Origin of the sequence: Klebsiella sp. 2-CIP_Kleb. (assembly GCF_050378715.1) — a bacterium.
GTDB classification, from domain to species: Bacteria; Pseudomonadota; Gammaproteobacteria; order Enterobacterales; family Enterobacteriaceae; genus Klebsiella; species Klebsiella quasipneumoniae.
Genome location: NZ_JBNRLG010000001.1, coordinates 1,454,998 through 1,468,364 on the forward strand (window position 1 = coordinate 1,454,998; position 13,367 = coordinate 1,468,364).

Annotated in this window: 11 protein-coding genes and 1 tRNA gene; 9 read left to right on the forward strand and 3 right to left on the reverse strand. The window is 42.1% G+C overall.

Going from position 1 to position 13,367, the window contains the following annotated elements; translation table 11 throughout:
* Positions 1-58 precede the first annotated feature (58 nt).
* The 8 genes from ACQUTP_RS07055 (at position 59) to ACQUTP_RS07090 (ending at position 4,684) form a co-directional block, all read left to right on the forward strand.
* Positions 59-133 (forward strand) — tRNA-Arg (locus ACQUTP_RS07055).
* 164 nt (positions 134-297) lie between these two features.
* Positions 298-1,584 (forward strand): tyrosine-type recombinase/integrase, encoded by a 1,287-nt coding sequence (locus ACQUTP_RS07060; protein WP_070550100.1) that lies wholly within the window; start codon positions 298-300, stop codon positions 1,582-1,584.
* Positions 1,577-2,317: a hypothetical protein gene (locus tag ACQUTP_RS07065; protein ID WP_048337195.1), complete on the forward strand. Its 741-nt coding sequence runs from the start codon at positions 1,577-1,579 to the stop codon at positions 2,315-2,317. The genes ACQUTP_RS07060 and ACQUTP_RS07065 overlap by 8 nt, the downstream gene beginning before the upstream one ends.
* Positions 2,318-2,472: 155 nt before the next feature.
* On the forward strand, positions 2,473-2,664 hold the full coding sequence (locus ACQUTP_RS07070; protein WP_000749077.1) for a helix-turn-helix transcriptional regulator: 192 nt from the start codon (positions 2,473-2,475) through the stop codon (positions 2,662-2,664).
* Positions 2,665-2,712: 48 nt separating this feature from the next.
* A complete protein-coding gene (locus ACQUTP_RS07075; RefSeq protein ID WP_048337196.1) occupies positions 2,713-2,904 on the forward strand; it encodes a hypothetical protein in 192 nt (63 codons plus the stop codon).
* Between the two features lie 81 nt (positions 2,905-2,985).
* The gene (locus ACQUTP_RS07080) at positions 2,986-3,180 is read left to right on the forward strand and encodes a hypothetical protein (RefSeq protein WP_077270265.1); all 195 of its coding nucleotides are present in this window, start codon (positions 2,986-2,988) and stop codon (positions 3,178-3,180) included.
* Entirely contained in the window at positions 3,177-3,563 is a 387-nt protein-coding gene (locus ACQUTP_RS07085; RefSeq protein WP_048337197.1) for a hypothetical protein, read from the forward strand. The genes ACQUTP_RS07080 and ACQUTP_RS07085 overlap by 4 nt, the downstream gene beginning before the upstream one ends.
* Before the next feature lie 473 nt (positions 3,564-4,036).
* Complete coding sequence (locus ACQUTP_RS07090; RefSeq protein ID WP_123001942.1) at positions 4,037-4,684, forward strand: replication protein; 648 nt, start codon at positions 4,037-4,039, stop codon at positions 4,682-4,684.
* A 671-nt stretch (positions 4,685-5,355) separates the two neighbouring features.
* On the opposite strand, the gene ACQUTP_RS07095 is transcribed toward ACQUTP_RS07090, so the two are convergent.
* Both ACQUTP_RS07095 and ACQUTP_RS07100 read right to left on the reverse strand, forming a co-directional pair.
* On the reverse strand, positions 5,356-6,768 hold the full coding sequence (locus tag ACQUTP_RS07095; protein WP_000119350.1) for a hypothetical protein: 1,413 nt from the start codon (positions 6,766-6,768) through the stop codon (positions 5,356-5,358).
* A gap of 186 nt (positions 6,769-6,954) precedes the next feature.
* The gene (locus ACQUTP_RS07100; protein WP_000409797.1) at positions 6,955-7,131 is read right to left on the reverse strand and encodes a hypothetical protein; all 177 of its coding nucleotides are present in this window, start codon (positions 7,129-7,131) and stop codon (positions 6,955-6,957) included.
* 302 nt (positions 7,132-7,433) lie between these two features.
* Between ACQUTP_RS07100 and ACQUTP_RS07105 the strand changes: the two genes are divergently transcribed.
* Complete coding sequence (locus tag ACQUTP_RS07105; RefSeq protein ID WP_070550102.1) at positions 7,434-8,060, forward strand: recombinase family protein; 627 nt, start codon at positions 7,434-7,436, stop codon at positions 8,058-8,060.
* A 271-nt stretch (positions 8,061-8,331) separates the two neighbouring features.
* Here the strand turns inward: ACQUTP_RS07105 and ACQUTP_RS07110 are convergent, their stop codons facing one another.
* Positions 8,332-13,224, reverse strand: coding sequence for a DEAD/DEAH box helicase (locus ACQUTP_RS07110; RefSeq protein WP_228362446.1), 4,893 nt, complete (start codon positions 13,222-13,224; stop codon positions 8,332-8,334).
* Positions 13,225-13,367 lie beyond the last annotated feature (143 nt).

The following is a 13,367-nucleotide window of genomic DNA, read 5'->3' on the forward strand; positions in this document are numbered from 1 at the left end:
AGTCAGACGGTATGGCACTTACTCAGGCGGGCGAAAAACGCTATACTCGTGCCGCCTTGTCCCCTTAGTTAAATGGATATAACGAGCCCCTCCTAAGGGCTAGTTGCAGGTTCGATTCCTGCAGGGGACACCATCCCGCCGTACACCAACGTCTACCATCGTCCACAAATCCCCTGCAACCATCTAAAAAAAAAGATATTTTCCTCTCTTGACGTCCATTACCGTCTATTGAAATCAAGTAAGTCTATGGGGCATAATTTGGGGCATTGTTGGTTCGATTGTATATGTGCCCCCAATATGACCAGAAACACCCTCAACAAATTGACAGATCGTCAGTGCAAAACAGCCAAGCCACGAGACAAAGCTTATAAGCTGTCTGATGGCGGTGGTCTTTATCTTGAATTATCCCAGACCGGTTCGAAGTATTGGCGTATGAAGTATCGCCGCCCATCAGACAAGAAAGAAGACAGACTTGCTTTTGGGGTATATCCAACCATCAGCTTACAAGACGCCAGAGAAAAACGAGACGACGCCAGGAAGCTGCTATCCAGAGGAATAGATCCCAAAGCCGAACAAAGAGCAGCAAAGGCGGAAGAAAAAGGCGCATTCACTTTTGAGACGATAGGACGTCAATGGGTTGAAAGCCACCAGATGTGGAACGAAGACCACCGAAAACGCGTACTTAGAAGCCTTGAAATGTATATTTTCCCTCACATTGGCACTTCGGATATTCGCAAACTGGAGGCGATGACAATTTTACCTTTGTTTAAGAAGGTAGATGACGCTGGGAAACACGATACAGCCAACCGACTTAAACAACGAGTTAAGGACATCATACATAGCGCCCGTCTGAGGGGTATTAAGACAGAAATCATCACGAATGATCTCGATGTCCGGTTAATGCAATATGAAACTAAGCATCATGCCGCACTGCATCCCAGAGATTTACCAGACTTTTTCACTCGATTGAGCAGCTTTAAAGGTAATCCTCTTACCCGCCTTGCCATTGAGCTAACCATGTTGACCTTTGTTCGTTCAAGCGAGTTAAGGTTTGCCCGTTGGAAAGAGTTTGACCTTGATCGGGCTGAGTGGATTATCCCTAAAAAACGAGAGCCTATCGATGGTGTGAGGTTTTCCACCCGTGGCACAAAGACGGGAAAAGACGAACATATCGTGCTTCTTAGCCGTCAGGCTGTTTCTATTGTCGAGCAGTTGAGAGAACTAAGCGGAAGCTACGATGTTGTGTTTCCGAATGAAAGAAACACAAAAGGCGTGATGAGTGAAAACACGGTAAATAAGGCATTACGCTTAATGGGTTATAACACGCAAGAGGACGTAACTGGACATGGATTCCGTGCCACAGCCTGTAGTTCCCTGATGGAGTCCTGTTTGTGGCAAGAGGACGCAGTAGAGCGCCAGATGAGCCACAAAGAATATAAAGACGTTAAAAGAGCCTACAAGCACAAGGCTGATTACTTAGAAGAACGCAAACTAATGCTTCAATGGTGGGCAGATTATCTGGACGCCAATCGAGAAATACATATAAGCCCTTACGAGTTCGGAAGGAGAACACGCCGTGACTAAGATGACAGGACTAGATGCGTTTTATAACGAGTCAGAAGATAAAATCTGGTTTGGTAATCTGATCAGCGAACTGGCAAGGCTAAACAATGAAAATGAAAGAATGATAGCTGCCGCTATCTTAAGTAACTACAGATTCAGCAAGGCTAAACCCGATACTTTAGGGGGGCTGGGCTTTTATCAGTTCGATTGGGTATCAGGTTTTACAACTAATGAAGACTTTGAAAAGCAGTGTGTGGAGTTTTTAGGTCTTCTGGCTATGGGGCATGAATACAGGGAGAGCCCGATACCGGGGGAAGAAGGGACTTTCAACGTTAGGAAAGGAGAAGACTTTTTATATCACGATGATGAGGATGATTGGTATGGGTCTTACGATTCGTTTTATTTCAGGCGCTCCGAGTTGGTGAACTTCTTCCCCGAACTGGAAGATGACAACATTGATGAACCGATAGCAGAGGAAACAGAAAGTGGGTCGATCCCCAGTGACTGGCGCGGCAAAAACACCGCCTGGAAAATGATTGCTGGGCTGGCGATTGCTTTATATGAATCCAGCGAGGACGTTAGAAAGAATGGAAAGCTCAACCAATCCGCGGTGTGCGAGAAAGCAGCAAATAACATCGCAAAGTACAGTGAAGAATACAATGATGCTGGCATGACCATGGATAATCTAAGAACGCTTCTAAAAAAGACTTTGCAGCGGCACGCACCCAATTTTTTGGGAAAGATAACAAAGTAAGATAATGATGTTCCCAAATTGGCTGGAGAGACGAAAACAAACGCCCAATTTGGGACAATTCCTTTCCCGAAAACTTTTTCTCCAAATTCACAGAAAACTTAAAAAAACAATGATTTACTATCTCACATAGTCAAGCAACGTATTACGAGGTAGATATGAAAAAGTCGCTGATTCGGCTATCTGAGGTTTTGAAACGCACAGGTTATAGCAAGGCGTGGGTATATGCTCTGATGAGCCGCGGACAATTCCCCCAATCAGTCAAGATTGGTGCTCGCGCAATAGCTTTTATTGAAAGCGAGATCGATGACTGGATCGATCAACGTATAGCCGAATCGCGTAGCAACTAAAGATCAGAAACAAACAGGATACAAACAATACGTTATTAGGTATTAAGAATGCAGTTGAACCCCACCAATCAAAAACTGAACGTAACCCATGTTGATTTTGAAACCTTCGCGGAACTGATTAGATCAGTGCCACAAAAGGTAAGCACCAGCACCTGGGTTTATGATGTGAAATCCACCAGCGGTGGAAAAGCTATCGGCATTGCCTCTGGCGATACTTACTTAGTAATCGATCTGATTTAATCGCACAAAATTTGTAGAGTAATTTGGGGAGACAGGAAGTCTCCCCCGTATTGCATTTTGGTACAACAGTAAGGGAATAAAATGATTAATTACCTGACCGCTAAAGACGCAGCAGAATATCTTGGCGTCTGTCAGTCACGCTTCTATCAGTTAAAGCGATATATCCCCAGCTTTCCTCCCTATATAAATCAGACCATCAATGGACGCAAGCGCCGGGTGTGGCTTGCCTCCAGCCTTGATCAATTTTCCGACAGATTTCTGGGGGGACGAAAATGAGCACTCTGACACGTACTCAGGTCGCCGCAAATATACGCGATAGCCTACTAAGTGGCAGGAAGCTTACCCCAAAGGAGTTTGACGACATATTAAGGAAAGCCGGAAATCACGAACGTAGTCGCGTTTTAACGCTGTTACGCAACGATTGGGGAATTCCTGTTGAGCAGTTTAAAACAGGGGCGTATCACGTCACAGAACGCAATTTAGAAGCATACCACAGCGATAAAGACGAAACATTGAAGATCTGGAGGACGAACGCCAGATATGTAAAGACATTGCGTAAGGTAAACATAACGTTGTCGTTGTTGCGTGGGCTGGTGGGCAAAGTGCCTGAAGACACGCTTAGAACTGTTTACAAGGGTATTGAAACCAAATACCTGTGATTGACAAAGCAGAAAGCCGACTTTGCGAGAGTCGGCTTTGAAGCAATTAAAATATATGAACTTTACACATGGAATTATACGATAAAGACTCGAGTCTATCCACAAAATCACAAGCCGTAATCAATCGCATCAATGGTCGCACATTAGCTTATGTGAAATCAGTTACGTACAAACGTAATGAATTAAAGGCGGAGAATAAACGCCAATCATCAAAGGCTAACCACTGCATACCACCAGCCTGGACAAAGAAGAAATGGCGTACAATGAGGCGAGCTTTGTTTACTCTGGATGTCGAATCAACTAGTGGTATCCCCTACTCCTTTACCTTCAGACCCGTTAAGGGAACAACGCCAGAGAAATTCAACAAAGCGTTAAAGGCACTTACCAGATGGTTGACTTCGAAAGGCAATCAGTGGGTTTACGTCATGGAGTGGGCTCGACACCAGTCAGAGCCGCACGTACACGCAATAATCATGATGAACGAAAGAAGCATTAATGGGCAAACTGGCAAAATTATCAGCAAATGGGTAACACTGGCAAACAATGCAATCCCATCAAATGTTCCTCCCCAGTGGGATCTAGATTTGAAAGGTCAGCAATATTCAGAGCCTACAAAGTGTATAGGTAAACAGATTGATTACATGGCAAAGCCCGAAACTAAGTTAAATGACTTTAATAGAGAGGCGAGCAAGAGCCTATATGATTGGTCAGATGCCAACGTTTGGGGTTATTCGAATGGCTGGGCGCGGCATGAGATAAAAAAAGAAACACTTTCTATCACTGGCTTTCATGCTGTAAGACGCATACTAAAAGCCGTTCAGGCATCAAGGAAAGACAACTACAAAGCTAAGCGACAGATACAGCGTACATTGAAACGACAAGACATAAATCGCTCACCAATCACCCCGTTCCAAGCACCGTTAATTAGCAAACACGATTGGGATTTATCAGTGATAGCGGTCACCAAAGAGGCAGAGACAGAGCGCAGGGAGTTACTATCCTCACAGATAATAAACTCGAACAAAGTACAAACCCACCCGCTGTTAAGGATGTTAAGAAAAGCACGAGTGAGAGCATCCAGAGCCAGAAGAGAAAGCGGAGGTTATGACCATTACTACTAGTAGTGACAGATCGTGACAAGGCAGTGCAAAAAACGACCAATAATAAGAGAGATATGCCTGCCAAACCGCCAAAAGCGCGGAGCGCGGCAAACGCCGCGAGAGGCGCAAGAAGGCGAACCTATCCATTGAAACGGTCAGAAGAGCGCATCGCGCTCGATGACCGAAGTCCCCACTAACACCGTAAACGAAAGATCAAAGTCTTAGAAAAAAATGACGTTTCTTTGATGGACTTCCATCCGTAAAAATCAAATTTTGAGAAAAAGTACTTATAGAAATTAATCGCTCTATAAGGATAAGTTGACGTTAGTTTAAAGTGATAAAACATTAAATAAAAAACGTAAAATCAAATACATAAAATAAGTCACCAAGGGATCATTTTCAGAAAACAACGTCAACGTAACGTCAACTCTGTAAGCACTTTTTTGGTCACTTTTTGGGTTGAATGTACGTAAAAATCCCCAGCAGTGAAATTTGAGCGCGTAAGCACAATTCTGAGGGGCTTTTTGTCTGTAGGTTAGGCAGTGTAACTAACAATACAAGAAGTTAGCTCTGACTAACTATTTAATTAACTTTTCAATCTAATTGCGTTAGATATTATACCCTAACGCAATATTTTTAATTCAATAATGTCTGTAAATTGTTATTACTTATTATTATACATTTAACTATATCTACATTGGCTGCTTCCAATTACTACTTACGTAACGGAATCTCGGATCCTCTGTTTTTGGCTCGGTATAATAAGAATCATCAATAGTAAAGTTCGACGCTAATTTATCCCGAAGCCCACCTAAACGTTCAATGCTTGTTAGTTCGTTAGTAACATCCTTGAAAACGGTAGAAAATGCTTTATGTTGTTTAGACTTCATAAATTCAGGAGTGCTCAGTGCAAACTCTTTATCAGGCAAACCTGGAATACCCACGAGTCCTGTCAATGAATTTATACATTTTATCAAAAAACTGCCTTGAATACCTTGATTTGATGGAACACCGTAGCTTCGTTTAATATCTCCAGATATTTTATCTAAATCACTTAGTAATTTTGTTACTTTTTTATTTCCTGCACTTATCCCCGATTCATCGTAGGTCACATGAATCTCTCGGATTACATCTCGACACGTACGAAAATGATCATGTGTTCTAAGCTCTAAAGCTGAATTGATAACTTGAGAGACATTTCCTGTTTCGTTTGCTAGCCATGCAGAAAATATTGGTAAATCTAATGAAATAGTAGATGTGCGTCCATGATCTACAATTTCAGATCTTGCAGTACTGATTTTATCAGACAACGATTGCACCAACCTTGCAGTATAATCATGACCAAAAGCACCTGTTTTTTTCATCCAATGCAATTGATATGCATGCCTTATTGGATGAATAAATGAGTCTGCTTTAAAATGCTTAGCAATGACGCTGTAATAAATAGATTTATATGCCAGCCAATTTAGCGATGCGATAAACATTTCAAGTGAACGAGTCATACCTCCTTTACCGCGAGTAGATTTTTCCCTTTCTAGTTCAAATTCACGCTCAGTATATTCATGTCCAGATGAACTCACTAGCTTCACATCGGTTGACCAGTACCCTTTCGTATCAGAAGCATCTGATAATTCATTAAAAATCGATGCACTTAGTTCACTATATTTCGCATATTCAGGAGTACCGGGCTGACCAAGCATTTTCATTGTTAAGTAATACACGCTAGACCGAAGATCCCATGTGCAAATCATATTCAGCTTAAGCATCTCTACAAGTTGCCTAAAATCATCGTCAACAAACTCCCCACCTCTAATTTCGGGAGTGATTTGCCGAGATTCAACTTGTGCTAACTGATCAAGTTCACTGAGTTGAAAATCACTTTCAGATACAAATTTAATAAAGTCAAATTTAGCAATGCGTTTATCTCTATATTCTTTTTTATAATTATCTACACAGATCAGGGTATCGTAAAAAAGTATCGCTTGAATAAGATTTTCAAAAGCGACTAGATCTCCGTTAATAGTATCTGGATTCTTAACAAGAATATCACCCAGTGTTCTTTCGACTGCTGTTAACGAAGCATTATCAATCAACGCATAAGACATTAAACTACCTCCATTAGATAATATCTAATAACATTATATTTCAATTAGGTTTAAAAATTGTGATACTTATTACAGATTTGAGTGACATTTTATCAATCTACTGATTTTGATGGTGAAATTTATTAGATGGTATGCGTAGTGCTACGGGAGAAATGAGAAACGCGCCCAGCAATGGCGCGTCCTATCTTAAGCAAGTTGGCTAGTATCTATAGCATCCATCCAATCAGGAGCAATTCCCAAACGTTCCGCGAACTCTTCATTGGTCACGTCTTCCATTGAGAGACTAGCCAAACAATCGTTAATTTCAGGATAGACGGGGGAAAGTAATAGGTATTCCCGCAACTCTTTCAGGTCTTTTTCCATCTTAACACTCCTTGTTAATAGACCGTCGAACAATGGTACAGATTTGTACCATTCCAAGTACTGGCAAGCACCCCCACCAGCACAACAAATTATCTCATACGGTAAAAACGGTGTCGGGCTGTTTCTTTCGGCTAGCTCAATATATCACCTTAAACACCAGCCGTTATCATTGTCTCAATTGGGTATACCGTAACGATAAGGTGATACAAAGTCTCAATAGGATTACCTAGGAACATTTTGACTACACAAAATGCCTTATGTATCATTTGCAATTATATTCATAACCCTATTGAGACAATGCAATGAACGTTAGAATTTACTGCCGAGCATCAACTGAGGGGCAACACGCTGATCGAGCACTTACCAGCCTACGTGAATTTTCAAAATCAAAAGGCTGGCAGATTGCTGGAGAGTACATAGAAAATGCTAGCGGGGCGAAGCTGGAGCGCATAGAGCTTATGCGGCTATTGTCTGAAGCCCAGCCCGGCGATCTGTTGCTAGTGGAAGCTATAGATCGTCTGAGCCGTCTGGAACATAGCGCATGGGTTGAACTGAAAGATACGCTCAACCGAAAAGGGTTAATCATTGTATCAATGGATTTGCCAACGAGCTGGCAGATGGTTGAGATAGCAGGCAATGACCTAACCAGCGGTATCCTGAGAGCCGTAAATGCAATGTTGATAGATATCCTTGCCACAATGGCGCGACAGGATTACGAAACACGCCGTAAACGCCAACAGCAAGGCATAGAGAGGGCTAAAAGCGAAGGCATATACATTGGCAGGGAGAAAAATCAGGAAGCCCGTGAGATCGTTCGAGAGATGTTGGAGCAAGGAGTAAAACCTGAACTAATCATGAAGGCAGCTGGAATCAGCCGAGCGACTTACTACCGGATAAAAAACGAGCTATTGATCGTAAAATCAGAATAATATTTGAAAGGAAGTCAGGCTTGTTTCATCAGCTAAAAATCAGCATTTATGACCACTACTTTCGGGGGCGTCCACTAAAATCGAAAAAAAATTAAGCAGAAAAACATCGAATCAGCACACAAATAGTTAGTAAGATTAAAGGTGAGGCAACTATCAGAAGCTAAAAAATTATATGCTTTCTGAGACAGCTAAGCTCTATCGCTGCTATTTTAAAATAGCAAAAATGTATAAGCAGGACAGCACTAAGTCCCATCCTGCCTTTTATATACTGCTAAATATCCAGCTTGGGTAATTCCTTCACAATCCTCAGAGTCTCAAGGCTGACAGTGATAACCCGGAGGAATAATTCTAATGGGTATTTGGCATTTCCCATTGTTTCGACCGCCCAGTCATTGGCATCATTCACAATACCACTATCTTTATGTGTTGACACACCTTGCCGTTCCATCACCCACTCAAGAGCTGACTTACCATTCACAATATAGTCATAGGCTTCAATCGGAATGTTTTTTATGCGTATTTTGTTATTATAGATGACAGTGTCTTTTTCATCTTTTTTAGCAAATTTCATCTTTTCGACATAAAAATCTTCTTTACCTAACTGGGAGTAAATCAGGTTACCGGTATCAATAGTTGCTTTATATGGTTCGACTGTTTCATAGTTTAAATGCAGACTAGCCAAGTCAAAACCTGCATTAGAGAACGCCCAAAAATCTTCCAGCTTTTTCACGCATGGGATACGCGGTAGCTCCTTAGAAAGGTTATCAGCATATCTTTCGCGATATTCATTTGAATGAAGCAAACCATAAACATAATAAAAAACATCTTTTTTGTTGATCTTTTCTGTTTTGTAGAAGTCCTGAAATATCTTAATTCCTTCATCACTAATTGAATCTTTCCTAGAGTAATTCGTACCAGTTGAATAACCCAAATTATTACTTATGACATCTGATTTTTTTTCGTATATGTACAAAGGAAAAGCTTGACCTTTTTCAACTGTATCCATACAAAACAAACCATTCATAACCAATGTTGAAAATCCTTTTTTTGCCCCCACTCCACTAACACAAATAACAATATTTTCAACGCCTTCAAAAGGAAAAAAATATGGCATTCGCAACTGCATTTCATTTAGTTCTTTACTAAAATAAAGATGATTTTTAAAAAAAGGTCTATATGTACTAATTCTTACCTCACCATTATTGATGTCAATTTTATTACCTTTAATGAAGTTTTGCTTTAAACCTCTTGTCCAACTTATTTTATTAAGATTAATTTGAATATCATCAACACCAACCCCAGCACTCAACTGATCATTGTAATACTTTATTGTTGTCTCTATGTTTTTTATTAACTTCTTCTTCGAAGAGTTAAAAACCCAAGCATCTCTATTTGTTGAAACCCCAAGAGAATAATCGACAAACAAACAATTATTTGATTTGTCTTTTTTATTACCTATAGGCAAGAAGAGATCAAAACTATCATCGCGCTGATTCAGCCAGTCGTTATAAGCATCAGGTGTAATTGACTGCCAACCATGTATTTTTTCAATACCGTTAATGCTGGCAAAATCAGAGATTTTTTCCAATTTTTCTTCGCGCGAAAGATAATCGCCAATATCATGGAAATAAATCTGACCATATTTTTTTGCTGCAGGATTTTTCACTAAAATAGCTATAGCTATCGGCGCACGACTTCCACTACCAAAAATTTTCCCGCCTTCTTGTCGCGATTTTTCTCCAGATGTTCTCTGATCTCCTCTTAAATGGAAAAAGTATAAACTACTGAAATCCTCTGCCAAACACTTACGTAATCCATCTGCAGAATTCGAATCAATATATCCTGCGTTAGTAACAAACCCAATCACACCTTGCTTTCCAACCCTATCGCTAGCCCAACGAATAGCCCTAATATATGAGTCGTATAAACCTTTAGACAAAACGGCTTTTGAATTTTTGGCATAAGTAGATTCTATCCTTGCATCCAAAATTGGATAAGCCACATTAGCGTTATTATCATTAGCATTTGACTGTCCGATTGAATAAGGCGGATTTCCGATAATCACCCGAATATCCAGTGCCTTTTGACGCTTACGTCGTTCACTGTTATCAACCAGCACTGCACTGACTAAATCATCTTTTTCATACATTTCAAAGGTATCAGTCAGACATATGCCTTCAAACGGCGTGTAGTCCGATTCTTCCGTGATGCTGTGGTAAACCGCCTCGATATTAATCGCCGCAATGTAATAGGCTAATAAGACGATTTCATTCGCATGGATTTCATTTTTAAATTTATACGCCAGTTTATCTGGCGGGATAAGACCACTTTGCATCAGACGGGTAATGAATGTGCCAGTACCGGTGAACGGGTCAAGAATATGCACGCCTTTGTCCGCCAGTGTTTGTCCGAACTCCTGCTTCAGCACGTCATTCACACTGTGAATAATAAAATCGACCACCTCAACAGGGGTATACACAATTCCCAGACGCTCCGTCATTCGCGGGAATGCATTTCTGAAAAACTTATCGTATAACTGCACGATAATCTGCTGCTTGCCTTCCGCCGTCGTGATACCGTCAGCCCGCATTTTGACGGACTCATAGAAACTGTTCAGCGTACTGGCTTCTTTTTCGAGATGATGCTCCTGCAACGTATTCAGGACGTTCTGCATCGCCGTACTCATCGGGTTATGGTCGGTAAAATTGTAATCAGCAAACAGGGCATCAAAGACGGGCTTGGTAATCAGATGCTGTGCCAGCATTTCAATTATTTCATCGTCAGAAACGCTATTATTCAGGTCATCACGCAGTTCATCCGCAAATGCACTGAAGGCGCTGATTTCGGCCGTATTGGCAGGATTTTCCAGAATAACGTGAATACGGTCGATATGGGTGCGGGCAATTTTGGCAATATCATTCGCCCAGTCTTCCCAGTGATGGCGGTTACCGCATTTTTTGACGATTTTGGCGTACAGTGCTCGCTCAATTTCCCCGACTGAGAACTCAATATCAAACTGCTCAGGCGCTGACGTAACCGCCGAGCCAATACCACTACTTTTACGTGCTTTCCCTGCAAGCTCCGATTTTTTAGTCTGCCGCTTGGTTTTCTTCACCACGTTATCAGCAACGGCAACCACCTCCATTCTGGCGGTGTCCTTGCCGTTAAATTCCAGCTTATTTATCATGGCATCAAAGCGATCATCATGCGCCCTAAGTGCATTCAGCACCTGCCAGACGACACGGTATGCCTGATTATTGTTTAAGGCAGTTTCCGGCTCTTCACCAGCGGGGATCACAACAGGAAGAATGACGTAGCCCAGCTCTTTACCTTCAGCGCGACGCATAACACGCCCGACTGACTGCACCACATCCACCTGAGAGCTTCTCGGGGTTAAAAACAACACTGCATCCAGCGAAGGCACATCTACGCCTTCAGATAAACAACGGACGTTGGACAATATCCGGCAGACATTCTCATCTGTTTCCGCTTTCAGCCATTCAATTTTGGACTTTTTCTCCGTGGCATTCATGCCGCCGTCAACATGCTTAACCTGACACTGAAGTTTTAATGACGGGTCAATCTCCTGCTCCGGCGCAGTTTCCCTGAGATGTTCAATCTCGGATGCCTGATAGGCTTCAACCACTGCCCCGAACATTTCAGTGATGAGTTTTGAACTGACTTTATGCGTTTTGCCGCGAAAATCTTTTTCAATTACCTGACAGAAGGCAACAGCCCTCTTCATAGCATCAGGTTGACTACTATCAGAGGCAGCTAGTCCCTGTTTTGCCAGTGCTTTCCAACAACCCACGATTTTTGCTGCATCATCCACTTTAAGCTGGTTGTTTTCATCCTTCAGTAAAGACTGAATGCGGCGGCTGACATGCTTTTCTTCTACTGCGAGTACAATGACTTTGTAATCACACAATATCCCTAACTGAACGGCTTTTGAGAAGGTAATAACATACAAGTCGTCACCGTAGAGGTTTGTATCATCCATCGAGCAGAGTGTGACACCTTCAGTCTCTTTTGCATCATCGCCGAAAATGCGCGGTGTGGCGGTCATGTATAACCGCTTTTTACCGGCAATATACGCATTATCATGAATGCGGACGAAGGCAGACTCATCATCCCCCTCAAAAGTCGCCCCTGTCGTGCGGTGCGCTTCATCACAAATAATGAAATCAAACTCAGGAAAGCCCAGTTTTTGCGCCAGATGGATCACATCAACAGAATGATAAGTTGAAAAAACCACGTTCATGTGAGGTTGTTTATCACTGCCAAAAATATCGGGCTGATTAAACGCATTCACCAGGCTTTTTGCATTCGTGGTGGCGGGATATTTCAAATCGCTGATCCCGACGACAACATTGTCATCATGGTTTTTCTTGCCAACATCACTATCAGAGCAGACCGCGAAACAGCGCAGATCAATCAGTGTATCCTGTGTCCACTCATCCAGCGTTTGACTCAGCAATGCCAGACTCGGAACAAGAAACAGCACCGTTTTCCCGCGTCCGGCGACAGCTTCCGCTATCCGCAGAGAGGTAAATGTTTTCCCCGTTCCGCACGCCATAATGAGCTTGCCACGATCAGCCGTACTGAGTCCTTTTTTGACAGCTTCAAGCGCAGGAACCTGATGAGGACGGAGCTGTTTTTTCGCTTTCATCACCGGTTTGTATTCCGGATCAAATTCGAATTGTGTCCAGTCTAATGCGCTTTGTTCAAGGTCAGTCAGACTCAATGCCGTGACCGGAACCGCCTTGTCCCGCAGCATGTCTTTGGCTTCCTCCGTCCAGTTATCCGTGGAGGCGACAATATACCGGAGCGTAAAATAGGTTTTGTCGGAGGCAGCAAGAAAGCTATCAATGTCTTTTTTGGCTATTTTAGTCTGATTGTAGTTTTTGCACTGAATGGCATGAAAGTCACCGGTTTTAGTAATCGCCACCAAATCAATACCGGCATCTTTTTTCGTCGCAATCCCGACAGTATCGCCAAATTGCTCTATCCATCCGGCATAACTCAGCACATCGCTGTAGAGTTCGGCATACTTAGGTTCATTAATAAAATACTGAACACAAAGATTTTCAAAGGTTGTACCTTTGTCACGCTGAGTGGGTGAAGCTTGTTCAATTCGAAAAAGTAACTCCGAAAGCGCATTCATTGCTAATGTCCTCAAAATTGTTATCAACTCAATTTTACGAGGTTTTTAGGCTAAAAGCAGCCATCTTCTTCTAGGGTTTCGCTCTATGTGACTAATACATTTGGAAAAACTATCTCTTAGAGGAGTTTTGCGTGCTGAACTCA